This window comes from Acinetobacter sp. ABJ_C1_1 (genome assembly GCF_044684115.1).
In the GTDB taxonomy this organism is placed as follows: domain Bacteria; phylum Pseudomonadota; class Gammaproteobacteria; order Pseudomonadales; family Moraxellaceae; genus Acinetobacter; species Acinetobacter nosocomialis_A.
The window spans coordinates 200,255-224,146 of sequence record NZ_JBITPU010000001.1 but is presented as its reverse complement, the minus strand read 5'-3'; the positions used below and the strand labels follow the sequence as shown (position 1 = coordinate 224,146).

General features: G+C 41.0%; 45 protein-coding genes. 36 read left to right on the top strand and 9 right to left on the bottom strand.

What is annotated here, in order from left to right:
- The 9 genes from ACG59Z_RS01180 to ACG59Z_RS01140 all read right to left on the bottom strand — a co-directional run bounded on the left by ACG59Z_RS01180 (nucleotide 1) and on the right by ACG59Z_RS01140 (nucleotide 4,933).
- Complete coding sequence (locus ACG59Z_RS01180; RefSeq protein ID WP_400197537.1) at nucleotides 1-345, bottom strand: hypothetical protein; 345 nt, start codon at nucleotides 343-345, stop codon at nucleotides 1-3.
- Nucleotides 342-662, bottom strand: a complete 321-nt coding sequence (locus ACG59Z_RS01175; protein WP_400197535.1) for a hypothetical protein — start codon at nucleotides 660-662, stop codon at nucleotides 342-344. The genes ACG59Z_RS01180 and ACG59Z_RS01175 overlap by 4 nt, the downstream gene beginning before the upstream one ends.
- A 62-nt stretch (nucleotides 663-724) precedes the next feature.
- The gene (locus ACG59Z_RS01170; protein ID WP_400197533.1) at nucleotides 725-1,474 is read right to left on the bottom strand and encodes a hypothetical protein; all 750 of its coding nucleotides are present in this window, start codon (nucleotides 1,472-1,474) and stop codon (nucleotides 725-727) included.
- Entirely contained in the window at nucleotides 1,471-2,409 is a 939-nt protein-coding gene (locus tag ACG59Z_RS01165; RefSeq protein WP_400197531.1) for a hypothetical protein, read from the bottom strand. Before ACG59Z_RS01165 ends, ACG59Z_RS01170 begins: the two co-directional genes overlap by 4 nt.
- A 9-nt stretch (nucleotides 2,410-2,418) precedes the next feature.
- Nucleotides 2,419-2,640, bottom strand: a complete 222-nt coding sequence (locus ACG59Z_RS01160; RefSeq protein ID WP_400197530.1) for a hypothetical protein — start codon at nucleotides 2,638-2,640, stop codon at nucleotides 2,419-2,421.
- Nucleotides 2,640-3,026 carry a hypothetical protein gene (locus ACG59Z_RS01155; RefSeq protein ID WP_400197528.1) on the bottom strand — a complete coding sequence of 129 codons (387 nt, stop codon included), beginning with the start codon at nucleotides 3,024-3,026 and terminating at the stop codon, nucleotides 2,640-2,642. The genes ACG59Z_RS01160 and ACG59Z_RS01155 overlap by 1 nt, the downstream gene beginning before the upstream one ends.
- Before the next feature lie 64 nt (nucleotides 3,027-3,090).
- Nucleotides 3,091-3,855, bottom strand: coding sequence for a hypothetical protein (locus tag ACG59Z_RS01150; RefSeq protein WP_400197527.1), 765 nt, complete (start codon nucleotides 3,853-3,855; stop codon nucleotides 3,091-3,093).
- Nucleotides 3,855-4,061 (bottom strand): hypothetical protein, encoded by a 207-nt coding sequence (locus ACG59Z_RS01145; protein ID WP_400197526.1) that lies wholly within the window; start codon nucleotides 4,059-4,061, stop codon nucleotides 3,855-3,857. Before ACG59Z_RS01145 ends, ACG59Z_RS01150 begins: the two co-directional genes overlap by 1 nt.
- 203 nt (nucleotides 4,062-4,264) lie before the next feature.
- Complete coding sequence (locus ACG59Z_RS01140) at nucleotides 4,265-4,933, bottom strand: LexA family protein (protein ID WP_400197525.1); 669 nt, start codon at nucleotides 4,931-4,933, stop codon at nucleotides 4,265-4,267.
- A 119-nt stretch (nucleotides 4,934-5,052) separates the two neighbouring features.
- Between ACG59Z_RS01140 and ACG59Z_RS01135 the strand changes: the two genes are divergently transcribed.
- The 36 genes from ACG59Z_RS01135 (at nucleotide 5,053) to ACG59Z_RS00960 (ending at nucleotide 23,892) form a co-directional block, all read left to right on the top strand.
- Nucleotides 5,053-5,265 (top strand): Cro/CI family transcriptional regulator, encoded by a 213-nt coding sequence (locus tag ACG59Z_RS01135; protein ID WP_400197523.1) that lies wholly within the window; start codon nucleotides 5,053-5,055, stop codon nucleotides 5,263-5,265.
- A gap of 111 nt (nucleotides 5,266-5,376) precedes the next feature.
- Nucleotides 5,377-6,240, top strand: coding sequence for a hypothetical protein (locus ACG59Z_RS01130; RefSeq protein ID WP_400197521.1), 864 nt, complete (start codon nucleotides 5,377-5,379; stop codon nucleotides 6,238-6,240).
- Nucleotides 6,233-7,012 carry a hypothetical protein gene (locus ACG59Z_RS01125; protein ID WP_400197519.1) on the top strand — a complete coding sequence of 260 codons (780 nt, stop codon included), beginning with the start codon at nucleotides 6,233-6,235 and terminating at the stop codon, nucleotides 7,010-7,012. Before ACG59Z_RS01130 ends, ACG59Z_RS01125 begins: the two co-directional genes overlap by 8 nt.
- A complete protein-coding gene (locus ACG59Z_RS01120) occupies nucleotides 7,009-7,233 on the top strand; it encodes a hypothetical protein (protein WP_400197517.1) in 225 nt (74 codons plus the stop codon). Before ACG59Z_RS01125 ends, ACG59Z_RS01120 begins: the two co-directional genes overlap by 4 nt.
- Nucleotides 7,230-7,457, top strand: coding sequence for a hypothetical protein (locus tag ACG59Z_RS01115; protein WP_400197515.1), 228 nt, complete (start codon nucleotides 7,230-7,232; stop codon nucleotides 7,455-7,457). Before ACG59Z_RS01120 ends, ACG59Z_RS01115 begins: the two co-directional genes overlap by 4 nt.
- Nucleotides 7,454-7,870, top strand: a complete 417-nt coding sequence (locus ACG59Z_RS01110; protein WP_400197513.1) for a hypothetical protein — start codon at nucleotides 7,454-7,456, stop codon at nucleotides 7,868-7,870. Before ACG59Z_RS01115 ends, ACG59Z_RS01110 begins: the two co-directional genes overlap by 4 nt.
- Nucleotides 7,871-8,105: 235 nt before the next feature.
- Complete coding sequence (locus ACG59Z_RS01105; RefSeq protein WP_400197512.1) at nucleotides 8,106-8,384, top strand: DUF6378 domain-containing protein; 279 nt, start codon at nucleotides 8,106-8,108, stop codon at nucleotides 8,382-8,384.
- Entirely contained in the window at nucleotides 8,381-8,551 is a 171-nt protein-coding gene (locus ACG59Z_RS01100; RefSeq protein WP_400197510.1) for a hypothetical protein, read from the top strand. Before ACG59Z_RS01105 ends, ACG59Z_RS01100 begins: the two co-directional genes overlap by 4 nt.
- Complete coding sequence (locus ACG59Z_RS01095) at nucleotides 8,548-8,826, top strand: hypothetical protein (RefSeq protein ID WP_400197508.1); 279 nt, start codon at nucleotides 8,548-8,550, stop codon at nucleotides 8,824-8,826. Before ACG59Z_RS01100 ends, ACG59Z_RS01095 begins: the two co-directional genes overlap by 4 nt.
- On the top strand, nucleotides 8,819-9,292 hold the full coding sequence (locus tag ACG59Z_RS01090; protein WP_400197507.1) for a hypothetical protein: 474 nt from the start codon (nucleotides 8,819-8,821) through the stop codon (nucleotides 9,290-9,292). The genes ACG59Z_RS01095 and ACG59Z_RS01090 overlap by 8 nt, the downstream gene beginning before the upstream one ends.
- The gene (locus tag ACG59Z_RS01085; RefSeq protein ID WP_400197505.1) at nucleotides 9,285-9,506 is read left to right on the top strand and encodes a hypothetical protein; all 222 of its coding nucleotides are present in this window, start codon (nucleotides 9,285-9,287) and stop codon (nucleotides 9,504-9,506) included. Before ACG59Z_RS01090 ends, ACG59Z_RS01085 begins: the two co-directional genes overlap by 8 nt.
- A 1-nt stretch (nucleotide 9,507) precedes the next feature.
- A complete protein-coding gene (locus tag ACG59Z_RS01080) occupies nucleotides 9,508-9,957 on the top strand; it encodes a hypothetical protein (RefSeq protein ID WP_400197503.1) in 450 nt (149 codons plus the stop codon).
- Nucleotides 9,954-10,355, top strand: coding sequence for a hypothetical protein (locus ACG59Z_RS01075; protein ID WP_400197502.1), 402 nt, complete (start codon nucleotides 9,954-9,956; stop codon nucleotides 10,353-10,355). The genes ACG59Z_RS01080 and ACG59Z_RS01075 overlap by 4 nt, the downstream gene beginning before the upstream one ends.
- The gene (locus ACG59Z_RS01070; RefSeq protein WP_400197500.1) at nucleotides 10,355-10,516 is read left to right on the top strand and encodes a hypothetical protein; all 162 of its coding nucleotides are present in this window, start codon (nucleotides 10,355-10,357) and stop codon (nucleotides 10,514-10,516) included. The genes ACG59Z_RS01075 and ACG59Z_RS01070 overlap by 1 nt, the downstream gene beginning before the upstream one ends.
- Nucleotides 10,517-10,530: 14 nt before the next feature.
- Nucleotides 10,531-10,971, top strand: a complete 441-nt coding sequence (locus ACG59Z_RS01065) for a hypothetical protein (protein ID WP_400197498.1) — start codon at nucleotides 10,531-10,533, stop codon at nucleotides 10,969-10,971.
- Nucleotides 10,972-10,974: 3 nt separating this feature from the next.
- A complete protein-coding gene (locus ACG59Z_RS01060; RefSeq protein WP_400197496.1) occupies nucleotides 10,975-11,136 on the top strand; it encodes a hypothetical protein in 162 nt (53 codons plus the stop codon).
- Between the two features lie 126 nt (nucleotides 11,137-11,262).
- Nucleotides 11,263-11,565 carry a DUF2829 domain-containing protein gene (locus tag ACG59Z_RS01055; protein ID WP_400197494.1) on the top strand — a complete coding sequence of 101 codons (303 nt, stop codon included), beginning with the start codon at nucleotides 11,263-11,265 and terminating at the stop codon, nucleotides 11,563-11,565.
- A gap of 168 nt (nucleotides 11,566-11,733) precedes the next feature.
- Nucleotides 11,734-11,937 carry a hypothetical protein gene (locus tag ACG59Z_RS01050; protein ID WP_272381111.1) on the top strand — a complete coding sequence of 68 codons (204 nt, stop codon included), beginning with the start codon at nucleotides 11,734-11,736 and terminating at the stop codon, nucleotides 11,935-11,937.
- A gap of 7 nt (nucleotides 11,938-11,944) precedes the next feature.
- A complete protein-coding gene (locus tag ACG59Z_RS01045; protein ID WP_000379608.1) occupies nucleotides 11,945-12,115 on the top strand; it encodes a hypothetical protein in 171 nt (56 codons plus the stop codon).
- Nucleotides 12,108-12,383 (top strand): hypothetical protein, encoded by a 276-nt coding sequence (locus ACG59Z_RS01040; RefSeq protein WP_400197491.1) that lies wholly within the window; start codon nucleotides 12,108-12,110, stop codon nucleotides 12,381-12,383. Before ACG59Z_RS01045 ends, ACG59Z_RS01040 begins: the two co-directional genes overlap by 8 nt.
- Nucleotides 12,384-12,415: 32 nt before the next feature.
- A complete protein-coding gene (locus ACG59Z_RS01035; RefSeq protein WP_400197489.1) occupies nucleotides 12,416-12,724 on the top strand; it encodes a hypothetical protein in 309 nt (102 codons plus the stop codon).
- Between the two features lie 50 nt (nucleotides 12,725-12,774).
- The gene (locus tag ACG59Z_RS01030; RefSeq protein ID WP_400197487.1) at nucleotides 12,775-13,032 is read left to right on the top strand and encodes a hypothetical protein; all 258 of its coding nucleotides are present in this window, start codon (nucleotides 12,775-12,777) and stop codon (nucleotides 13,030-13,032) included.
- 8 nt (nucleotides 13,033-13,040) lie between these two features.
- On the top strand, nucleotides 13,041-13,520 hold the full coding sequence (locus tag ACG59Z_RS01025; protein WP_400197485.1) for a hypothetical protein: 480 nt from the start codon (nucleotides 13,041-13,043) through the stop codon (nucleotides 13,518-13,520).
- 49 nt (nucleotides 13,521-13,569) lie between these two features.
- Nucleotides 13,570-13,791, top strand: a complete 222-nt coding sequence (locus tag ACG59Z_RS01020; RefSeq protein WP_400197483.1) for a hypothetical protein — start codon at nucleotides 13,570-13,572, stop codon at nucleotides 13,789-13,791.
- A 41-nt stretch (nucleotides 13,792-13,832) separates the two neighbouring features.
- Nucleotides 13,833-14,393, top strand: coding sequence for a terminase small subunit (locus ACG59Z_RS01015; protein WP_400197481.1), 561 nt, complete (start codon nucleotides 13,833-13,835; stop codon nucleotides 14,391-14,393).
- Nucleotides 14,368-15,648 (top strand): PBSX family phage terminase large subunit, encoded by a 1,281-nt coding sequence (locus tag ACG59Z_RS01010; RefSeq protein ID WP_400197479.1) that lies wholly within the window; start codon nucleotides 14,368-14,370, stop codon nucleotides 15,646-15,648. The genes ACG59Z_RS01015 and ACG59Z_RS01010 overlap by 26 nt, the downstream gene beginning before the upstream one ends.
- 26 nt (nucleotides 15,649-15,674) lie before the next feature.
- Nucleotides 15,675-17,732, top strand: coding sequence for a portal protein (locus tag ACG59Z_RS01005; RefSeq protein ID WP_400197477.1), 2,058 nt, complete (start codon nucleotides 15,675-15,677; stop codon nucleotides 17,730-17,732).
- Nucleotides 17,725-18,606, top strand: coding sequence for a hypothetical protein (locus tag ACG59Z_RS01000; protein ID WP_400197476.1), 882 nt, complete (start codon nucleotides 17,725-17,727; stop codon nucleotides 18,604-18,606). The genes ACG59Z_RS01005 and ACG59Z_RS01000 overlap by 8 nt, the downstream gene beginning before the upstream one ends.
- A gap of 14 nt (nucleotides 18,607-18,620) precedes the next feature.
- The gene (locus ACG59Z_RS00995) at nucleotides 18,621-19,877 is read left to right on the top strand and encodes a P22 phage major capsid protein family protein (protein ID WP_400197475.1); all 1,257 of its coding nucleotides are present in this window, start codon (nucleotides 18,621-18,623) and stop codon (nucleotides 19,875-19,877) included.
- A gap of 60 nt (nucleotides 19,878-19,937) precedes the next feature.
- Nucleotides 19,938-20,378 (top strand): hypothetical protein, encoded by a 441-nt coding sequence (locus tag ACG59Z_RS00990; RefSeq protein ID WP_400197473.1) that lies wholly within the window; start codon nucleotides 19,938-19,940, stop codon nucleotides 20,376-20,378.
- Between the two features lie 2 nt (nucleotides 20,379-20,380).
- Complete coding sequence (locus ACG59Z_RS00985) at nucleotides 20,381-20,860, top strand: packaged DNA stabilization gp4 family protein (RefSeq protein ID WP_400197472.1); 480 nt, start codon at nucleotides 20,381-20,383, stop codon at nucleotides 20,858-20,860.
- A complete protein-coding gene (locus ACG59Z_RS00980) occupies nucleotides 20,853-21,311 on the top strand; it encodes a transcriptional regulator (protein WP_400197471.1) in 459 nt (152 codons plus the stop codon). The genes ACG59Z_RS00985 and ACG59Z_RS00980 overlap by 8 nt, the downstream gene beginning before the upstream one ends.
- Nucleotides 21,312-21,313: 2 nt before the next feature.
- Complete coding sequence (locus ACG59Z_RS00975; RefSeq protein WP_400197470.1) at nucleotides 21,314-22,702, top strand: packaged DNA stabilization protein; 1,389 nt, start codon at nucleotides 21,314-21,316, stop codon at nucleotides 22,700-22,702.
- The gene (locus ACG59Z_RS00970) at nucleotides 22,703-23,074 is read left to right on the top strand and encodes a hypothetical protein (protein ID WP_400197469.1); all 372 of its coding nucleotides are present in this window, start codon (nucleotides 22,703-22,705) and stop codon (nucleotides 23,072-23,074) included.
- A complete protein-coding gene (locus ACG59Z_RS00965; protein WP_400197468.1) occupies nucleotides 23,075-23,407 on the top strand; it encodes a hypothetical protein in 333 nt (110 codons plus the stop codon).
- Nucleotides 23,407-23,892 carry a hypothetical protein gene (locus ACG59Z_RS00960; RefSeq protein ID WP_400197466.1) on the top strand — a complete coding sequence of 162 codons (486 nt, stop codon included), beginning with the start codon at nucleotides 23,407-23,409 and terminating at the stop codon, nucleotides 23,890-23,892. The genes ACG59Z_RS00965 and ACG59Z_RS00960 overlap by 1 nt, the downstream gene beginning before the upstream one ends.

Below are 23,892 nucleotides of genomic sequence, written 5' to 3'. Positions count from 1 at the left end.
TCACCCCTCCTTACTTTCCGCTTTAACTTCTTTTGCAAACAACGCTTCTGCACCATCTTCAGTAAATCCAATCTCAATTAAGAAAAAGCCATGAGGTGCTACAGGATCCCATTTTGATAGGTCCGATGAATCCATAATTTCCAAAAATTGATCATCTGAAACACTCCCTTCTAAATAAAGTCGAACCGTGACAATATTGAAATGCTTCTTGAGTTGATCCCATTCGCTTTGACTCAACCATTCTTGATCCGAATGGTTATCATCAAGATATTTGAGATATTCAGGATGAGACCAACAACCCATTTCATCTCTGATAATCTCTATAGGTGTTAATTGATTTATCATCCCTCAGCTCCCGATTCGCTTGCCTTCACAATTCCTGCATAAATTGACTTTGCTACAGATGTTTTCATGATGTGTGCGCAATCTGACTCCCACCATGTCAACTTCATTGAGGCAATAATTTCATCATTAGGCTCCTTTGGCACCACAACATAACCCTCTGGCACCGCCTGAGCTTTGGCTTTTACACACTCTTGCCAAATGAACCATCCTGTATTTAGTTCTTCACAAGCTTCTGTTAATTCACTTGCCCATTTTTCGCCACTAATTTCATACTGATTTGATTCAGCATTGAAGCTAATTCCAACAAGATGCTCCATTTTTATGCCTTGAGTCTTTTCAATTACTGACTCGTATAGCTCTCTTTCCTTATTCAAATCTATCATGCTGCCACCTTTGCCTTAATGCGCTCTTGATATAACTTTGCGTAATACTCTTGAGCGTGTGGAATTTTGTCATTAATCTTCTGAATCATTGCTTCGTCACGTTTGTAGGTGACAGTTGTTAGGCGTTCTCTAAGGTCGATACGCTCAACTAAATCAATTAGCTGCTCTCGATCATCCCAGTCACTTGTTAGTTCGATAGGGCAAGGGAGTAGCCAGAAATCAACCATTGCTTGTTCACAGTCGTAAAGCCACATGTAGCCTTGCATCTGCCAGTCATAGCCAGCTTTCTTTGCCTTTTCTTCTGCTTCATCTTGAAAGAATGGATGAGTTCCAATATCCCAAGTACATTTAGTGTCGATGATCAATTTGTTATTCTGATCAAGAACATCACACTCGCCAGTGATTAGTTCATTTTCCAAACGACCTTCATGTTTTACATACTGGCGAAAACGAACCTTGCCAGACAGGCTAATTGCGATTTCTTCAAGCGCATTGCCCTTAGCTGTGTACTGGTTGCCTTTGAAAGACTTGAACGTGGTCAGATCTTCTTTAACAATTGATCGGATCTCAGACTTTGCCGTATCTGACAAAGTCTTAATTTTTAATTGCTCAATGGTTGCATTTTCAGATTCAGAGCGCTTCTTCTTTTTGATCAAAGCCTCAATCTCTTCTGTTCTAAGCTCTTGGGCGATGCTTTGAGCATCACCCATTAACTTATGTAAGCTTGAGCATCGGAATAGCTTCATAGTGCATTCACCTCAGCTATTTGCGCATTAGTAAGTGCATAGCCTTCTAATACATACTCTTTACTAACTGCATCAGCCTTGATCTGCTCTAAGAGTACGGGGAACTCACTGTCTGGTACAGTTGGTTTAACTTCTTGAACTTCTCCAACTTCCTTCACAGTGACATTTTTAAACCAGTCTTTAGGTGAACTCATGCCATCGCGTAAGCTAGTGAATATCTTGCGAAGCGCAACGATATTGGCTGCCGTGATGGCATCAAGACGACGCTGAATGTAGTCTTCAATGTCTTTTTTGGTCACATTAAATTGCTCAAAGGCTACAACAAGATTTTGCACCGCTTCCGGAGAAGTGTCAGCACTTGCATGAATTGTCTTTTCGCACTGATTAACTGCATCATCAATCACATCACCTGGTATTACACCTAAGATGCATGCACGTAGACGACGTGCACCATTGTTTGCAACCAATTCATAAATATCGCGTGGATCTGTTAATTTTCTAGATCCGTTACGGGTATAGCGAATATGGGGAACCTGAAAAACCTTTGTTTGACGGGTATTTGTCTCAACATCCCAAGCAAATGCTTCAACCGTTGATTCGCCATTCTCCGAAGATAATTCACGGATACCGTACTGAATATTCCCCCAATTCTGAGCAAGCATTTCCGCAAGTCGAATTGATGGACCAGTTACTGAACTACCACCACGAGCATAAGAATAAACAGCCGATTGAGCTAAACCGGGACGCTGGCAAGCGTTCATAATCCGGTCATAAGCTTCAATTGGGTTACGAGGGAACTGTTTAGCAATAACTAAAGCAGCTTGTACTTCTGCAATTGCACGTTGACTATCAGATTGAACTGTAGACATTGCTTGAGTAGTAGGAGCAGCTACTGTAAAAGGGTTTTGTCCTGAGTGTTGCACTGGCGCATTCATAATCTTCTCCTAATTCTTTTCTGCTGGGCGTTGTTCTAATGACAATCCCCAATCTGAAATTGTTCTTCGTGGTTTATTACCAAAGAAGTGAAGGTATTCATTTGCTGGCAGCCACTTCCCATAAGTCATTGGTACAGGTGGAACATCAAACCCAAAAATGTCACCATTTGAATCTTGCGCAATGAATTGAACTTCTTCGGGTACATCCGACCAATCGTATTTAGTCTCCATCACCCACCTCTCAACTCTGTAATTTTTTCTTCTCTTGCCAGTTCTTCTAAATACTCATTCAACTTAAGGATCTGAGTAGAAGTAAGGCCAAAGGGCATACCTTCGATTGCATCCACATAATCAAAGTCATCGACATGAGGGCGGCTAGATGAATCGACTGTCATTCTTGTGTAGTCCACATCTTTCCAGTCTTGATAATCCAAGCCTTCGCCATATTCGAATGTGTCGTTTTTCTCAATTCCTTTGACACTTGCCACAATGTAGATGTGCTCAGCGTTTTGAATTGATAAAGAGAACTGAACAATGCCATCCTCAACACCTACATTCATCACTTCAAGGCTTGTGAATACAGCAGCATCAAACGAGATATTGGCTAACATATTCATTAGATAATCCCCCAGTGAACCGCCAAGATGAGGTTAAACATCACGATATCTAAAAAGGCTATGATCATGAGGCACCTCGTATCTTTCTGAGTTGATCTACGACTTGCTCGATCTCGTCTTCGGTGCGCCATGCTCCGAATTGACACCAAACACCATCATCTTCTTTTGAATTAAAATAATTAAATCCATAACCCTTTTCGTTTTCTGGATAAAGGAAATAATATTTTTCACCATCAACTTTCGGCTCAAAAGGCTTCGGCAGCTCAAGTTCAACCTTGATGGTTTGGGGTTTGAGGCGTAGCTTATAGCTGTCATTCAGAACGCACTTAACATGAACATTTGAATAAATAAGTGAGTACCAATTTTCATTTTGTTGAAACTCAACCTCTTTCCCATCCGCCAAAGCTCGCAACGCCTCCGCACCGCTAATCAAGGCTGGGTCTTGGGGTTGGGCAATTGGTATTAGCTTTGATGGGTTGATGCAACCCGCCATCCAGCCATTAATCCATTCATACCATTCGCCATTTAGGTAGACATACTTAAGCGATGCATCATATTTGTCTTGGTGAGTCGCATCCTTCACATCATTCCGCTTCAACACAACAAGGTCTCGAAGCTGAGGAAGGGTGAATTCTTGGTGATTAGGATTTTCATCATAGTAATCACAACATAGTTCACCATCTTCAAATCCTGAGTAGATGCAAGAGGTGGTAAATTTCATTGGAGTCTGACACTTGGTGTCTGCCCAAACGTAACCTAACTTGAATAACAACTCCTGAGCCTCTTTGCTCTCAGCTTCATCTTTAACTTTAACTTTGTAGTTATCCATCACTTCACCCCCTCAACCTGAACGCGCACATACATGTTCTGATTTGCTTTGAGTTCGTTGATGTGTTGCTCGTCGGCACATGAACGGAGGAAAGGGACTACAATTAATAATCCGAGAATTACTGACAGTGCTGATCCGATTAAGTAACCCGAAAAGCTATCAACCGTAGCCTGGATAAACTTGTACTTTCTGGTTCTTTGATTCATACTTATCTCACTCATTGAGTAAAAGTCCCGCGTCGCCAAACAGTCGGGGCTTTTTATTAATCTGTATGTAAAGCATACTTGATATGGTGAGAAGTGTAAAGCATGGTTGACAAATTATTTGTAAATTGTGCTTGATTAGATTTAAGTATAATTGACGCAATAAAAAACCCGCTTTCGCGGGTTGGTTTGGCTAGCTTCAGCTTTTAGTGTTTTTCTGGTCTTACTGTGCCTACTACGACTCCTAAAATATAACAGCCATCTTCACATGGCAGATACTTAGGTTGCCATTCGGGGTTAAGTGCTTTTAATCTGCTTATGCCATCTTCAATAACCAACTCCTTGAAAGTTACCCCGATTGGGGTGCTGGCAATTACACGCATACCATGCTCTGGCACCTTATCAGGGTTTACATAAATAATATCGCCTTGTCTGTAGTCTGGTGACATTGACTCACCTTCAACACGCAAAGCGTAACCGTTTTTCCCAGTGTCAAAAATACTTAGTACCATTTGATATTCACTGCGACCTAAAGATTCAAGCTGTCCATTTTTCCAATCTCCAGCCTGTACCCAAGAAATGATAGGTACATTCAACATGCGCGAACCAATCTCAGATACGTTCGTTGTTGTCCCATCCGCAATAAACACCATGCTTCCGCCCTGACCATCTAACCATTCTGGCCTAACTCCTAAATATGAAGCGACTCTCAACAGTGTTGATGAATCAAGAGATTTTGTAGTCCCTGTAAACCACTGACTAACTGCTTGTCGTGAAACTTGAGCAGCAGCAGCCAGATTAGTTTTAGTAACCGTTTTGTCTTTCTGCTTCGCATAGCTAAATGCCGCAGATATGCGTTCTTGCAAAGTGTTCATTGGGAAATAAATCATGAAATAGCCAAAAGTAAAGCTAGCTTAACCTGTTTTTAGTAAACCATGCTTGTCAATTACTGTCAACTGTGCTTTACTAAGAAATATAAAAGGTGGAGTTATCTATGAACGTCATAATGCGAAAAAAGGATGCACTTGACTGTTATCACGGCAATCAATCTGCTCTTGCAGGTGTTTTAGGGATAACTCGTCAAGCGGTAAATCAGTGGGGAAAATTTATTCCAGATGAGGCAGCAGCAAAATTAGCTCTGTTGAATCCGCAAATCCCTTATCAAATTCTTGGACACAAAAAAGCCCCAGTTGCTGAGAACAACTAGGGCAGACACATTCATAGGAGTCAAGTCGAATGAATGCAAGACCAAATATAACACAGCAATCAAGACAGGTGAAGCATGGCGAAATCTGTTCTCACGGTTCAGGAGGACGAAATGTCTAAACTCCTGATAAATGAATCGCCATTGCAAGTACAGCCGTCACTCGCTATGGCAATTGGTTTGAATGAAGCAATCTTCCTGCAGCAACTTCATTATTGGCTTGGTGCATCTAAGTTCAAACGTGATGATCGTGTGTGGGTTTATAACACTTATCCAGAGTGGTTGCTTCAACTCAAATACATGTCTTTAGCTACTCTTAAGCGCACAATTAAATCTCTCAAGGAGCAAAAATTAATCCTTGTTGAGCGCTTCGATAAGGCTAAATCTAACCAAGTTAATTTCTATGCAATTGACTACGATATTTTGGCAATAGTAGAGGAAAATATCACTCAAGCTCTTGATTCTATTGATAAGCTCAAAATGAGCCAATCGAGTAGCTCAAATTGCACCATTCCATTAGCTCAAAATGAGCCAATGGATAAGCTCAAAATGAGCCAATCTCTACAAGAGAATACACAAGAGATTACACAAGAGAATATTAATAAAAAAACAAAGCAAAAAAGTTCTAAGTTTTCTTTGGAAGATGCATGTGCTGTAACTCTACCAAATGGTGTTGATCGTTCACTTTGGATTGCATACATCGAGATGCGTCATGGAATGAAAAAAGCACCTACTCAAAAAGCGGTAGAGCTTGCAATTGGTGATCTAACAAAAATGGGTAGCAGTGTTCTTGCTAACCAAGCTCTTGAGAATTCAATCAAAAACTCTTGGGTTGGATTGTTTAAACCGAAAGAAGCTGTTCAGTCTTACTCGAATGCACGTAATGATCGTGAAGCAGCATGGGCTGAGTATTACCGTAACCGTGATCAACAGCATGAATCAAACCTTGTAGATATTCAGGGGGTGACACATGTCTGAGTTCGTATTTGGTAAAGCTCAAGCTGAGCAGCTAGTAGACACAATGCGAGTTATTCATGGTGGACTATTTGCGAATCAAATGGGCAATGTTAGTCCAGCTCAAATTGAAACCATCATCATAGGCGCTCTATTTGGCATCACAGAGCAACAATTTCACTTCGGGCTATCACAGCTTAGTTCAAGCCGTTTCTGTCCCACTATCGCTGAATTTAGAGCAATGTGCCTCACAGGTTCATGGTGGTCTGTGGATGAGGCATGGGCAAGAGCTTGCGAGTACACAAAAGATCGTAAGCAGAAGATTACAACGCTAACCAAATATGCACTTGAGCAGGTAGAGCACTTAATCACCTTAGGGCAAATGACGGAGGCTCGTAGCCAGTTCAAAGGCGTTTACTCTGCAAACCTCATGAAAGCTCAAGCCTCTGGAAAACAGCAAGAGTGGTATCAGGCTCCCAAGCAGATTGCGTTCAAAGTAGCTGAGAAACCAGAAGGCAATAAGTTTGAACTCAATGACGATGAAAAACGTATTCAACTCATGACTTCACAACTTATGAAACAGGGAATGGGTTTTAAACAAGCCTTCGATCAAGCACAAATCGCTATTCGTGGCGAGATCAAGAAAATCAACAAGATGACCGACGATATAAAAAAGCTTGAACTCAAACCCGACACTGAATATTGGCCCGATCCATTCGACCAGAAAGAAGAATTTAAGCAAATGCTTGAAGGCGATGGTCTTAAGTTGCCTATGGCGTTGAGAGGTGCGGCGTGAGCGTGCAAGTCCAAGTAACTTCGATTAATCGCCAGAAGATGCAATTCAACGTAGAGGCGATGGATGGCTCAAGAGTGATTCTCAAGCGTGCATTTAACTTTAAGACAGAAACGAAAAAGCACATTGAGTCAGTGATCAATAAAGAACTTAAGACATTCAACAAGCCTTCGTATGGCGGCATTGAAATTGTCTTTATGTGTCCAGTAGGAGCGTTCTCATGAGATTTGCAAATGATAAGCAAACCTTAGATTGGATTGAGGAAATTGGCGGTGAACAGTATGAAGCTAAATTCACTCATGGGACAGTCTACGGATATAACAAGTTCAAATGTCGTTGTGAGTTTTGCAAGGAAGCTAAGGCACTAAGTAATCAGCGTGCCGCTTTGAAGCGAGCTGTTAAGGCTAATCCACCTCAATCAGTGTTGATTGTTGGAGGCGCAGCATGACTCTATCAGAAATCAGAGACAGCTTGGTTAAGTTGGCAGCGTTAAAAAATCGTCCGCCTTACGAGATGTGCGTTGTGAAAGCGGTAAGAGATGCTTTTGAGGATGGCACATACAACTACTTAAAAGATGAGTTGATCTGTCTTTTACGTATTGAAACTCAAGAACGCAAGGATGAGTCAGAAGTCTTCTTAAGCCAAGCACAGAAACGCATGCCCGCTAAACAGAATGATGTGAAAGCTCTCATTGAATGGGTGTCAATGGAAACAGGTAGAGCTGAAAGATTGGCAGAGGCGGCAGAGCTTGATTCTAGTCTTATTTCAGCAATGAGAAAGAACGGCCGGTGCACCATCGATCTATACAACCGGTTGATGAAAGGCAAAGCGAAATTAACTTTAGGGGAGCTTGCGGCATGAAAGCACAGGAAAAGCAATTCGAAATCTTCGAACGTTATCTGGATGTTCTCTTATATGCAGCAAACGCCACTAGTCCTTTCACAGTAACTCAAATTGTGGAACGAGTTGTAAATGGGAGTAGAGCCTGCGCGTACAAATGTTTGTCAGTTTTGCACAAGGAAGGTTACTTAACAAAGGTTTCAACAATCCAATTTGAAGCAACCCAAAAAACTAGAGAGCTATTCGGGGCTAAATCATGAGCATTCAAAGCACATTGCAACAACGTGGTGAGCGCTACGGGGAGTTTAGTGAGGTTGCAGAAACAACATACCAACTACAAGAGGTTTTAAAGCGCTCACAAGCATCAGTCATGACGTCGAGTCAAATCATTGCTCTAGACATGATCTGCAACAAGATGGCTCGCATCGTTAATGGTGATCCTAACTACATCGATAACTGGCACGACATTGCAGGCTACGCAACGCTTGTAGAGCAAGAGTTAATCATGACAGGACATGACAAGGAGGCGGTATGAGCATGATCGTATTTCCTTTAAAGAAGTCTGAAAAGTTAGATCGTCTTTGCTTGTGTATTAATTGCAACAAGCTCTTTGTTGATGCTGTTGATAGTCGCGACCATGGCATTTGCTCACTGTCTTGTGGCTATGCATTCCGCGGAATTAGTTGGAGTGACTTCCTATGAAACCAGAACAGTTTATTCGTGAGTTTGGGGTGGAGAAGGCGAGAGAGGTTGTTGAGGGTTCTCCAAATTATAACTATCAACGTATTTACTTTGCATTTACTAATGGCACCAAGGTTGACGTTAATGACCTCAAGCGTCTGGTGGAGTCATTAGAACGAATTAACAAATGTGGTGGCTTGTATGGATTCAAAACATATTGCAATGGTGATTACTCGGAAGAGGATTCACAAGCCATCCGCGACTACAAATCAATATACGGAGGCGGGGATGAGTAAATATTCAAACATCATTAAAGCTGCCAAAGAAATTTGGTATGACAACGGGATGATAAACCAATTCGAGCCAGAAAATGAAAAAGTAGAGTTACTGCTTAACTGGTTGCAGATACTTGATAACGAATTGCTGAAATCAATTGATATGGAGCTATCTAAATTAAGTGAAGATGAGCTCTTTACAGCATGCTGTGGGGAAGAGACAGAACAACAGAAATTAATTTCAGGTTCTTTGAATGAACTCCTAAATCAAATTGCCGATGAGCACTATGAAATCCAACCAAAAGATATGGTTGAGATTGTTAGTTATCAAAAAACAGAACAGTTATGCGGCCGACAAAGTCAGAAGTATATCGGTGATCTAATGTTTGTAATTGAAGTTGATGGGCAGGTTTTAAAAGGATTTGACTTCAACTTTGTAGCAAAGGGTGACGTTAGATTGGTTGAAAAAGGAGCCAGCCATGAGTGAGTTTAAAGTTGCTGTCATAGAAGGTTCCAACGGAATTGATTTGTACAGAAATAAGGATTGTGTTGCGAAAAGTCGCTTTAGCTATACAAGTGAGCAAGCAAAGAGAATTGGTGATCGTCAGCTAGAGCGCTACATGAAAATGGCTGAAACACTAGGCGACGACTTCCCCATAGAAAACCACATCAGCCCATATTGCCAATCAAAGGATGTTTGAGATGAATACATTTGACACATGGTGGGAAGAAAACTACGGAGAGTTTAGCGGCCAGTCTCCTCAAACAAAACGCAAGATGAATATGGCCTACGACGTTGGGGTTGAGCACCAGCAAGCGAAAGTGGAGGAGCTGCAAAAGCAAAATGCATGGTTGAGTGATGTTGCAGAACGTGAAAATAAACGTGCTAACAAGCTCAAAGAAGAACACGTCAGCACAACAGTATTGCTTGGAAAAGTAGAGCAGCAGAAGGCAGAGTTGCAAAAGAGGGGGGATTCATTAGAGGAAATATTAAAAAAAGCAACTGAGCTTGTGGAACTCAATATTGAGACTGTAGAGCGTATCCGAGATAAGGCTAAAGATATGCACGAGCGCAACTATAAAGTCTCCATGCTTTATCTACTAAAACCAATTCGCAGAGTATTAGAGCAAGCGCTCAAGGGGGAAGGATGACCACATTCAAAGAGGCTCAAAGGAAAAGTTCTAAACCAGTGGCGCGTTCAAGCGTGCCATTGAAGCATAGACAAGGTGTTAGCAAAGGCGAGGCAATGCTTTGCCGTCAGCTAGATGTGATGAAGATCGCTTACGAGCAAGAGTTTAGATTCCATCCTGAAAGACGTTGGAAGGCTGACTTTCGAATCGAGGGCTACCCGATCTTAGTTGAAGTGGAAGGTGGCGCATTCAGCAATGGTCGTCACACCAGAGGCGAAGGATACACAGCAGACTGCGAGAAATACTCAGTTGCAGCTATTCACGGATGGACTGTAATTCGCGGCACTACAAAGCAAGTTCAAAGCGGCTTAGTGCTCAATTGGGTTGAAGAAGCAATGAAACGGATGAAGGTGGCGTGATGAGAAGAAGAACTGATTATGGATTGCTTTGGGTTTTGTTTGGCGTGCTTCTGTTTGTTGTTGGAATTGGTGGCACTTTAATTAACGCAAAGATGGTTTGTCAAAAACAAGAAGTGTTCTGGATCAAAGGCACTCAATACAGTTGTTCAATATTTAAATAGGGTTAGGTGACGGTATGAATGCGGCAGTAGTAACACCAGTAATGGATTGGAATAAATACACAATTGATGAATGGCTAGAGCAGTTCGGCGCTTGGTGTGAAACTGTGCGCATGAAAGGAGGGGATTTGCCAGATGGATTGCATATCAATCAGATCTATTGGTTGATGCGTGAGTCAGGAAAGGAGGTGCTAAGAGGTAAGTCTTACATTCGTTGTGAGATTAATGACTTTGAGGCGGATCACATTCAATCTTTGCTTAGAGGAGTATTTAAGTCTGACAAGGTCGATTATACGACTAAGTTTGCTGTGATGTGCCTTGTTAAACACAAAGTTGAGAACCGTTCTTTAAGTGCAGTTGCAGCAATCACAAATCAGTCTAAAGGCCAAGTGAATATCATGGTGAGTTGTGCTAGATTCTATCTTCTTGGTAAATATAACTTTCTAACAATGGTGTAAAAAATGCAACAAGTTAAAACTTTTAAATCTGGTGTACTAAGCTCTGTAGAAAATGAAATAAATGTTTTTCTAAAAGAAAATATTCACTACAAAGTTATTTCAGTGGAGTTTGTGTATAACAACAATGATAAAAAATATGCTGCATTGGTACTTTACACAAAGTAACTCATTGACCGTTTAAACGCGATATGGCATAGTTGTGTTATAGTGGACGAAGTATAAGTAATTCACTGATCTAAAGCTCATCATTCGATGGGCTTTTTTATTGCCTATCGAAAAGTGAGAAGAAGAATGTCAAGTGAACAAAAAACTGCAACAGCAGATTTCGGCTCAGCCATTTGGGCTTTAAAACAGGGCAAGCATGTTGCTCGCTTTGGTTGGAATGGCAAGGGGATGTTTTTAGCCTTAGTTAAGGGTAGTGATGCTGACTATCACGTAAACTCTCGAATCTTTGGTACAGGTGTTGATGGTAACTCAGAAGAGCAAATGCCGATTCTTGATGCTATTTACATGAAAACTGCAGACAACAAGCTAGTTCCTTGGCTTGCAAGTCAAACTGACGTTCTTGCAGAAGACTGGATTATCTTAGGGTAATTCTTTTTGGAGGTTCACATGCTCCGAATAATTAAGCAGGTCTTTTGCATACATGTTTGGGAATATGAATCCGACATGTTCAATCAGAAAGAATGCAGAAAGTGTGGAAAGATTAAGTGTTTGTAGCCCTGTCGTTTGACGGGGTTTTCTTTTTTGGAGAATAAGAAAATGCGAATGAGTCGAGTATTACTAGCAGCAGCAACTGGCATGATGGCTTTTAAACCTAACTTTGGAACTTTAAGTGCTATTTCTGCTATGGGTGGTGAAGTGTCACCATTTGCATTTAAGCCAAAACCAAATAAAGGCAAACCAAACAAATTAAGCCAAAAGAAAAAACGCCTTATCGCTCGTCGGCTGAATAAACATAAGTGAGCTGCGTATGGACACAATCGAAGCGAAGAAGAATTTAGTCGCAATATGTGCAGAAATAGAAAAGCTTCAAAACCTTTCACGTGGCTTGATGACTGCTAAAGAAATGGTTGAAGTGGATGCAAAGATTAAGCGACACAAAGAACAAGTGAAGAATATTAGAAGTAACCTTCATGCGTGACGCAAAGCGACTTGCTGCAATAAGAAAGCTACCCTGCGTTAGATGCGGCTATCCTCACTCACAAGCGGCTCATTCTAATTCTGGTAAGCATGGCAAGGGTAAAGGGATTAAAGCGAGTGATGAGTTTACAGTGCCGTTATGCCATAAGTGTCATTTCCTATTCGACACATATCAATTAGGCACAAGACAAGAATCAGAAGCTCTATTTGATGGTTGGTTAGAAAAGACTGAGCGGATGCTTAATCTAAAAGATTGTGATGTTTTTTGATATAATAAGATTTGGCTTTCTGGAGATGCAGAATGGATAAATCAGAAGCGTTAGGATTTGCAAAGAATATTCAAGCAACACACATTTTCGAAAATAAATACAATCCACTGGGGTGGATGTTCTTTAAAAATTGTGGTGGGCACTATCCAATTATGACACCTGAACAAAAGAAGCTATTCGTGTCATTAAAAGAACCTTTAGAACGAATTGTTTTTATGGCTAGTTGTTTCTGTGCTAAGTCAGATTTGTATTATGACAATGTCTATGAGCAATGGTTTGCTGAATTAAATTATTCTAATTCTGATAACAGTATTATCCCGAGAGAAGCTATTTGCGTCTAATAACTAATTGAAATCAAGCCACCCTCGGGTGGTTTTTTATTGAGGTGGGTATGAAACACATAGTCAAATTTACACATTATGGTTGGTTTGGTATCTGCCCAGTAATGTTTTCAGAACTTGAAAGTGGTTCACCAATAATTGAGCCACGATTTAAACTTGTTTGGCTGATGATGCTGAGTGAGTTTCTAATTGACGTCTACATTAACTTCAAAGTTCAGCGTGATGCTGATTATGAGCCGATGTATCCAATGTTAATTAAAGGCGAGTACAAGAAGCCTAAATGCGTAGAGTTTGAAATTAAAGAATAGGTGAAGCAATGGAATTCCGACAAGTTGTTAAGAACCATTGCGAAATTTCACCAGTAACTAACTTTCTTAACGTGAATCATGCTAAGGCTGCAAACGAAGGTAAGCCGTTAGTCGTATTGATTGCGCCTCAAGAGAAAGATCGGTCTAAAGCTCAAAACCGCTTGTACTGGATGTGGTTGAATCAATGGTCTAAGAAGCAGGGAACAGATAAAGACTATGAACACCTGTTCTTTAAGAAGAACTTCTTAGCAAAAATCTATGATCGTGATGACGTTGGCCAATATAAGAAAACATTCAAGGCTATTAGGGAATTAAAGGATTCTAAGCATCCACTTTATCATGATGTTGCAAACGGCCTATGCGAGCTAATGAGCACTACAGATGCAAGTACAGCTCAATTCACTGAATACCTAAACGACATTCACGCCTTCTGCAATAAACAAGGCTGTTATTTGGAAACGCCTGATGATTTGAAGTGGGCTTTGTAATGATATTGTGTTAAAAATACCCTTCATTTATAACAAGATGGGCATAAACATGAATCTATTTGAAGACAATATAATTATTAAAGACGAAGAAGGTAATAAGCGAGAAGTTAAAGCACTTTGCGCATCAGAAGCGACGCAACCAACTCTAGATACTGAATCAGTTGCAATGATTAAGTCTGTAAAAGTTGTTTATATTGATGGACATGAAATAAAGTTAGGTGTAGATGGCCAATTTTACCATCCTGACACAAGAGTTTTATATACAGTTTAAACTGAACCGCCCTAGTGGCGGTTTTTTAATGAGGTGAATAAATGGAAGAACAAATCAAAGGCGCAGAACCCTTAAAGAATTTACGCCATGAAGAGTTCTGCCATGAATATTTAAAAACGTTGAGTGCGCAAGAGGCAGGCAAAGCGGTAGGTTTTAAAACCAGACAACATGCTTGGGATGTCTTGCAGCGTGAGGAAGTAGAAGAACGCATTGCTTATTTGAATGACCAACGTCTTAAGCGTGTAGATGTTGATGCTGACTATGTACTAAAACGTCTTGTAGAAATCGATCAGATGGATGTATTGGACATCATGGACGATAATTACGCATTTAAGCCTATTGGGGAATGGCCTGCTATCTGGCGTCAATATGTATCAAACATTGAAAATATCGAAGAGTTTGATGGCCGTGGCGAAGATAAAACACAGGTCGGATGGCTCAAGAAAATCAAATGGCCTGACAAGGTGAAAAACCTTGAGTTGTTAGGCAAACACATTGCTGTTGGGGCGTTTAAAGAAAATGTTGATCACAAGCACAGTGGTTCAGTTGATTTAAGTTTAAAGGTGGTATTCGAAGATGATGGAGAAACGAGTACCAAGTAAATTTAAGCCACTCTACACACACCTTACCAATAACAAACTGTTCTATGTCTATCATGGAGGGCGTGGTGGCGGTAAGTCGTGGGAAATTGCAGACTATTTGTTAATAGAAGGTGCAAAAAAAAAGCATCGTATCCTTTGTTGTCGTGAAGTACAGAAGTCAATTAAGAAGTCGGTTCACAAGTTACTTTCAGACCGAATAGAAGTTTTGGGTTTGGAGTCATTTTATGAAATTTTAGATACTGAAATCCGTGGGCAAAACGGCACTGAGTTTTTCTTTTCGGGTTTATTGGGACATACAGTCGACTCCATCAAGTCCTTTGAGGGTGCAACAATCACATGGATTGAAGAGGCACAGAGTGTAAGTGCTTTTTCATTGGAGATTTTAATACCTACTGTGATTCGTACAGAGAATCCAATGATTATTATGTCTTTGAACCCTAAGCTACCAAGTGACGCAGTTTACGCTTCATACATCACCCCAAAACGTGATGATACTTTGGTAGTTCAAATCAATTACACAGAAAACAAGCATTGCCCTGAAAAACTCAAGAATGAAGCGGAGCAGATGCGTGCAGCCGATTATTCTAAATACAAACATATTTACTTAGGCGAGCCAAAGTTAATTGCTGATGGGGCAATCTATCAGAAAGAATTTGAAGATATTGAGAAGCAAAACCGTATCTGTAAAGTTCCTCATGACCCTAATTTGCCTGTTTATACATCGTGGGACTTAGGGATTCTTGATCCTACTGCTATTTGGTTCTTCCAAATTTACGGCAAAGAGATTCGAGTCATTGATCATTATGAAGCGAATAACGAACCATTATCACACTATGCACGCATCCTAGATGAGAAAGCAGAAAAGCATGGCTATAAGTATGCAAAACACTTTGCTCCGCATGATATTGCTGCTCGTGATCTTTCAAGTGGAGTGAGTCGTGAAGAAACCATGGCTAAGCTTGGATACAAGATGACTAAGGGCGCAAGGCTTGGCGTTGAAGATCGAATTGAGGCAACACGCCAGATGCTCAAAAACGCATGGTTTGACGCAGAGAAGTGTAAGTTCGGTATTAGAGCACTACAGAACTATAGACGTGAGTTTAACGACAAACTAGAGCAATTTAAGGCTACTCCTGTGCATGACTGGGCATCGCATAGCTCAGATGCGTTTGGAGAAGGTGCACTAAACATTAATAAGATGTGCGAGCCGACAAAACCAAAAGTAACAGTAATTCCAACAGCACATTGCTGGTAATAATTCAATTTAAGTGAGGTCAAGTTGTGACTAAAAAAGAACAACTTGCGACCATTCACGCCCGTGCAAAAATCCAATTCGACAAAATCCAGAGTGCTGTTCGTGAAGAACGCTTACAGTGCTTAGAGGATCGTCGTTTTTATTCAATCGCTGGGGCGCAATGGGAAGGCAAGCTAGGCGAGCAATTCGCAAATAAGCCGAAGTTTGAAGTCAATAAAATCCACTTGGCTGTCATTCGAATTATTAATGAATATCGAAATAACCGAATCACAGTAGATTTCGTTTCTAAAGACGGTTCACAGAATGATGAGCTGGCAGATACATGCGATGGCTTGTACCGAGCAGATGAGCAGGATTCTGGTGCAGAAGAGGCATATGACAATGCTTTTGAAGAGGCAGTAGGTGGTGGTTTCGGTGCTTTCCGCTTACGTGCTTGCGAAGAGGATGAAGAAGACGAAGAAAATGAACGTCAACGCATCAAGATTGAACCTATTTTTGATGCTGACTCATGCGTGTTCTTTGACTTGGATGCTAAGCGCCAAGACAAGGCAGATGCAAATTTTTGCTTTGTATTAACTTCAATGACTCATGATGCCTACAAAGAAGAATATGGCGATGATCCTGCAAGTTGGAACAAAGACATTTCTAATTCTGAGTTTGATTGGTGCACGCCAGACATTGTCTATGTAGCTGAGTATTACGTTGTTGAGAAGGTCAAAGAAAAGCAGCACATCTTTGCATTAATCGATGGAACTGAACAGCGCTACATGGCAGATGAATTAGAGGACGATCCATCTATTCTAGAACGCCTAGACGCTACTGGGGCACAAGAACTAAGAGTCAAAACACTAGAGCGTCGTAAAGTACATAAGTACATGATGAGTGGCTCCAAAGTTCTTGAAGATTGTGGCTACATTGCTGGTCGCCATATTCCTATTGTTCCTGTTTATGGCAAGCGTTGGTTCATTGATAACGTAGAGCGCTGCATGGGTCATGTGCGCCTCTGTAAAGATGTTCAAAGACTTAAGAACATGCAATATAGCCGATTAGGTGAGATTGCAGCCTTATCTCCAATTGAAAAGCCTATTCTATTTGGAGAACAGGTTGCTGGTTATGAGCATATGTGGGCTGAGGACAACATAAAAAACAACCCATTTTTGCTAATTCACCCATTAACTGATGCTAACGGGAATGTGATTGCACAAGGCCCAATGTCATACACAAAGCCGCCTCAAGTTCCGCCTTCATTAGCAGCCTTATTGCAATTAACAGATGGAGATATTCGAGAGCTTCTAGGTAACCAAGAACAAGGTGAGAAGATCAACGCTAATGTGAGTGCAGAGGCGATTGATTTAGTTCAAAACCAGCTTGGTATGCAGTCATACATCTACATTGACAACTTTGCGAAGGCTATCAAGCGTTGTGGTGCTATTTGGCTATCTATGGCTAAAGAACTTTATGTTGAAGAAGGTCGTCGAATGAAGACGATTGGCAAGCAGGATGAAGTAGATAGTGCTGAGCTATCAAAACCAGTAATTGGTGAAAGTGGCATTGAATATGAAAACGATTTAACTAAAGCATCGTTCGATGTAGGTGTAGATGTTGGCCCAACTTCTTCAAGCAAGAAATCCGCAATCGTACGTCAATTACAAGCATTACTTCCATTCACAAATGATCCTGAAGACATGAAAGTACTTCTCGCAATGATCTATATGAATATGGAAGGCGAAGGCATCAAAGATTTCCGCAATTACTACCGGAAGTACCTAGTCAAGATTGGTGTTGTAGAGCCTACTGACGAAGAGCAACAGGAACTGATTGCTGCAGCGCAGAATCAACCACCTGACCCTCAGGCTGAACTAGCCAATGCACTTGCACAAGAGTCGCAAGCAAAAGCTATGAAAGCTCAAGCTGATACATACCTTATAGCAGCCAAGACTGAACAAACTAAAGCTGATACAGCAAAAACAATCGCATCTATGGAAAACGAGCAGAGAGATTCTGTTGTCAATGCTATTGAGAAAGTAAATCAACACATGGCGTCCGCTCAGCCTATGAGTGAGGGAGTGCAACAAAATGACTGAACAAGATCTAGAGCAACAAGACGAACTTCAAGATGACGAAAATCTTGATATTGAAACACCAGATGATGATGAAGATCGAGATGATCCAGAAACATCAGGTGATGAAAAGATTCAAGACGATGAAGATGAAGAGTTCGACATTGTTGTAGGTGATGAAAAGCCAGAAGATGGTGGTGATCCATACCGAGGACAGCAAGCGCCTGAGTGGGTAAAGCAAACTCGTGAAGAGAACCGTAATTATAAAAAGAGAATTCAGGAACTAGAAAAGCAGCTTAATCAGCAACCAAAGACCGAAACCATTGAGTTAGGCGAGAAGCCAACTCTTGAAAGCGCGGGTTATGATGCTGATGAGTTTGAAAGACAGCTTGTTGAGTGGACTGATAAAAAAACAAAGTTTGAGCAACAAGAGGCAGCTAAACGTGCTGAGCAGGAAAAAGCTCAAAAGGTTTGGCAAGACAAACTCAATAGTTATGAAACTAAAAAGACTGCAATTAAATCAAAAGTACGAGACTTTGATGAAGCTGAAGAACTTGCGCGAGATGCGCTATCTCAAACTCAACAAGGCATTTTGATTCACGCAGCAGAAAAGCCTGAACTTCTTATCTATCACCTAGGCAAAAACCCTCAAAAAGCAAAAGAATTGGCAGCACTTACTGACCCGATTCAATTCGCTTTTGCAGCAGCAAAAATTGACGCTCAGATCAAGATGACAGCACGTAAACCTTCAACTAGTCCAGAACGCAAACCAAGCGGCTCTGCTGCATTAAGCGGCTCTGTGGACAACACGCTTGCAAAGCTTCGCGCAGATGCGGAGAAGTCAGGCGATTACACCAAAGTTAATGAATACAAGCGAAAGCTTAAACAAAATCAATAATGGAGTAGGCAATAATGTCTAATAGTTTCTCTAAAGAAGAACGCGTTGCCTTTGAGGACATGTTGGAAGGTTTTCAAGACCAACTTGTTTTATCAAAGTTAGTAAATAAATACCGCATGAGTGATGTTGAGGCAGAACGTTCAAACAACACGATTTGGCGCCCAATGCCGTATATCGCTACATCATATGATGGTATGGACCAAACAGGTAATTTCAAAGACAAAACTCAATTGTCTGTACCAGCTACCATTGGTTATAAAAAATCTAGCCCATGGATTCTTGATGCTCAAGAGCTTCGCGACCAATTGCAAGAAAACCGTTTAGGTGATGCAGCTAAGCAAAAACTTGCTTCTGATATCAACTTGGCAGTTTCTAAAGTTGCGTCATTGCAAGGTACTTTAGTTGTTAAACGTACAGGTGCGGCAACTGGGTTTGATGATGTGGCACTTGCCGATGCAATCATGAATGAGCAAGGTATCCCGATGAATGATCGTCGTATTGCTTTGGCAACTCGTGATTATAACTCAATGGCTGGCGACTTGGCTAAACGTCAAAATGTAGTTGGTAAAGTTCAAACTGCTTATGATCGTGCATACATTGGTGATGTGGCTGGTTTTGATGCATTCAAACTAGACTATTCTGAGCGCCTAGGTGCTGCTACAGCAACAGGTGTTACGATTGGTGCTGCCAATCAATTTTATGTACCTAAAGCGACCTCTACGGCTGCTACAGGCGAAGTTGGTAACGTAGATAACCGCTATCAAACAATTACTGTAGCTGTGACTGGTGGCGCACTGAAAGAAGGTGATGCATTCACTATCACTGGCGTTGAGTCAGTTCACCAAATCACAAAACAAGCAACTGGTCAGTTAAAGACTTTCCGTGTAGTTAAAGTGAACAGTGCAACTTCAATTGTTATCTCACCTCCGATTGTTTCTGCTCAAGGCGCTTCTGAAGCTGAGAAGCAATATCAGAATGTAAGTGCTACACCTGCAAACGGTGCAGTTCTTACTATGTTGAACACTACTACAGCTTACGCGAACCCGTTCTGGCATCGCGATGCAATTGAATTGATTCCTGCGCGTTATGCAGTTCCGACAAATGCGGGTGCTGCTGTATTACGTGCAACTACTGATCAAGGTATTGAACTGGTATTCCAGAAGCAATACGACATCAACACAATGAAGACTAAGTATCGTTTAGATACCATGTTCGGTGTTGTGATGGTGAATCCAGAAATGGCTGGTATTGAATTATTCAATCAAACCTAATCTAACCCAGTGACGACAAATGCCCGCTATATGCGGGCGTCGTCATTTTTGGAGGCTGAAATGTCAGATGAATATCCTAAAGCTCTATATCGTGGCGACATTAAATCATATGAGCATGTGATTGCTGATGGTGAAGATCACGAACAACATTTGCGCGAAGAAGGCTACGTTCATTACTCAGAACTGAAAGAACCTGAAATTGTAGTTATTGGAAAGGTCTCAGGTTCAAGTGGTGAGCTTAAAAAAGCTCAAGAAGAATTACTTGAAGCTTTAAAGAAAAACCAATTTCTAGAAGAACAACTTGCTACAGCTCAAGGTGAGTACATCTCTCAAATTAATGTCCTAAAAAAAGAAAACGACACCTATAAATATTCAGCAATGGATGCGGGTGAGTTAAGAGCAATTCTTGATGAGAAGGGTATTAAATACGGTTCACGTGATGGAAAAGAAGTTCTTGTTGGTTATGTGCTTGAAAACCTTTACCCGAAAGAAGGTGAATAATCATGTCATGGACAAAGCGGCAAATCATTGAGCAAGCTTATGAAGAACTCGGACTTGCTGCAATGTTCTTTGATTTGCAACCAGAGCAGATTGAAAGCGCTCGAAGAAAAATGGATTCAATGGTTGCAGGTTGGTCAACTAAAAACATTCAAGTTGGATATCCATTGCCAAGTGAAGCCAATAGCAGTGATGTAGATCAGGAAACAAATGTTCCAGATTATGCAGTCGAAGCTCTTTACTTAAATTTAGCAATTAAGATTGCTCCTTCACATGGAAAGGCTGTTTCCCCTGAAACTAAGATAGCTGCTAAAGCTGCTTTCAATACTATTTTGCAAAAGGCTGTCTCAAATCCTCCTAAGATGAATTATAGCTGTGAGTTACCAAGTGGTGCAGGAAATAAATCATGTGATCCATTCATACGACAACATCTTGACAATGATGTCTTAACACCTGATCAAAGTGCGGGGTTCTTTAATGAGTAGACGATTAAACACAACGGATAAAATTGAATCAGGTGATCAGTTTGTTTTGTATAAAGCCAATTGTTCTGACTTCCGTGGGCTTCCGCAAGATATCCTTTTAGCTTGGATTGCAGAAAATCAACCAAAACCACCAGAATCAGGTTCAAGTCCGGTTGTTCAACATTACAACCCAAATGCAGATTTCACTTTAATAGTAGAAAATCATCCCGAAGGAACATATTTGCTTTTAAACCCATCAACAGGCATTACAAATGGCACTATTAAGTTGCCTGTATCTGCTGAGGTGGTAGACAAGCAAACAGTTATATTTACTTGCTCACAACAGATTACAAACTTTACTGTTGATGGTAATGGTGCTGCTGTAAAAGGCGAACCAAACGCAATTGCGTCTACAGGCTTCTTTAGTCTTCAATACGATAAATTATCAGGCACTTGGTATCGTAGGGGGTAGCTATGCAAATCCCTGTGATGAATGGTATCTATACAGATCAAAACTCTGACTACCGGACTTCTTATCCTAAAAATCTAATTCCAGTACCTAAAGAAAATGGCATATCTCAGGGTTATTTGCGGCCTTCAGAGGGAATTGATCATTTTGCTGATTTACCTGGTATCGATCGAGGTGGAATTGAATGGAATGGAGTTTGTTATCGTGTTTGTGGTAATAAATTTCTAAAAGTAAATGCAGATGCCACAATTACAGAAATAGGTGATGTTCGTGGATCTGGATACTGTAATTTTGACTATTCTTTTGACTACTTGGCTATCAATTCAGGCACATATCTTTACTTATATAACGGCACTGAATTAAAGCGCATCATAGATGAAGATTTGCGTGATGTGCTGGATGTAATTTGGGTAGATGGCTACTTCATGACTACTGATGGCGAGTTCATTGTTATCACTGAATTAAACGACCCATTTGCTGTAAACCCATTGAAGTACGGTTCTTCTGAAGTAGATCCTGATCCAATTGTGGCTCTAATTAAACTTCGCAATGAGATTTATGCTCTTAACCGGTACTCAATTGAAGTCTTCGACAACGTTGGTGGCGAGAACTTCCCGTTCAGTCGCATTAATGGTGCAATGGCAACACGTGGGTCCTTAGGTACTCACACTTGCTGTAAGTTTGTAGATGCAATCGCATTCCTTGGTAGTGCTAAGAATGAGCCAGTCGCGTTGTGGTTGTCTGCCAATGGATCAGCCCAAAAGATTTCAACTCGAGAGATTGAGCAAATCATTCATCAATATGATGAAAAGACTTTATCAAAATGTTTGCTTGAGTCTCGCGCAGTAGAGGGCCACAACTGGCTTTACTTACACCTACCAAATCAAACCATTGTTTATGATGCATCTGCCTCTGAGGCAGTAGGCCAGCCTATCTGGTTCACCCTTTGTTCTGACAAACAATACAACGCGCAAAACCATGTTTGGTGCTATGGGAAATGGTTAGTTGGTCATCCAACACTTCCAAAGCTAGGCACACTGAACAACCAAAAAGGTGAGCATTGGGGCTTAGAAGTGGATTGGGAATTCAGCACAACGATTCTTTACAACGAATCACGTGGCGCAATCTTCCATCAAATTGAGCTTGTCGCTTTAACTGGTCGAATTGAACTAAATAAAGCTCCAACCATTCAGACTCAATACTCCTTAGATGGCATTATTTGGTCAAATCCGAAAGCAATCAAAGCAGGGCGAGTAGGTGAGCTAAACAAGCGTCTTGTATGGTTCCAACAGGGCTATATGAATAACTGGCGCATGCAAAAGTTCACAGGCACTTCAACAGCAAGACTTTCAGTTTCACGATTAGAGGCTTATATCGAGCCATTGGTGGTGTAAATGGCCATAGTAGATCCAAAAACACCACTTCGTTCTGACTTGGAGCGCATGTGTGGTGGAAATCAGCGATTAGTGAAAGCATTTGAGCAGTTATTCAGAATGCTGCCCACTATTGTTGATGGAAATTTAGAGGCTATTCAGGGCGCGCAAGTCACAGCAGATTCCGCTTTAAGCAATGCATTTCTAGCTATTTCACTTTTAGAAGCTATAGCAGATCTGGCAGAAATGATGGCAACAGAGCCAAAGCATGAATGCCTGAATAACTTGAATGACAATTACTATTTACCTCGACAAGAATTTATAGAACACGATGTTTTCAATCCTGTTTGCCAATCAATCGAGTGCGTAAATTTCAATTTAGAGGTTACTTAAATGGCAATTAAGGCAAAAGAACTTATTCCTGCAAAATTTGCGGAGAACTCACAAACAACTCAATTTATTGCAGAAGCACCAACGGCTATTGATAAGTTCACAATTACAAATACTTCAGCAAATGTTGTTAAGTTCAGTGCAAATCTTGTATTAGCAAGTGCAACAGCAGGTTCATCAAACTTAATTATAAAAGAGAAGACGGTTGCAGCTGGTGATACCTATACATGCCCTGAATTGGTTGGGCATAACCTTGCTGTTGGTTCATCAATTAGCACATTGGTAGATACTGCTAGCGCTTTGGTTATTCGAGCTTCAGGACGGGAGATTACTTAATGGATGCTTCATTACTAATGGCAGCATTAGCCTCAAGCAATATGCCAAGTGAATCTAGTGGAGATTTTACTGATCGTGTGCATGGTTTACAGAATGCATTACTCCAACAAGAACAAGCTTGGCATGGTGAAATTCACCACTTTGCACCAGGTGTATATCTACGTGAATTTCGTTGTTTTGAGAACACGCTGTTAGTTGGCAAAACCCATCGACATGAGCACCTGTTTGTACTTTTAGAAGGTAAGTGTGAAGTTGCAACTGAAGATGGTCCACAACTTTTGGAAGCGCCTTACATTGGTAAATCTCCTGCTGGTGTTAAACGTGCTCTATATACCCATACAGATATCATTTGGGTGACTATCCATGCCACAGATGAAACTGATGTAAGCAAAATTGAAGAATGGTTGGTTGTTCCTGATGAGGAAGTTCGTGATTTCCGAAGAGATATGGGGCTTGATCCAATTGTCGATGTAACGGAGGCATAG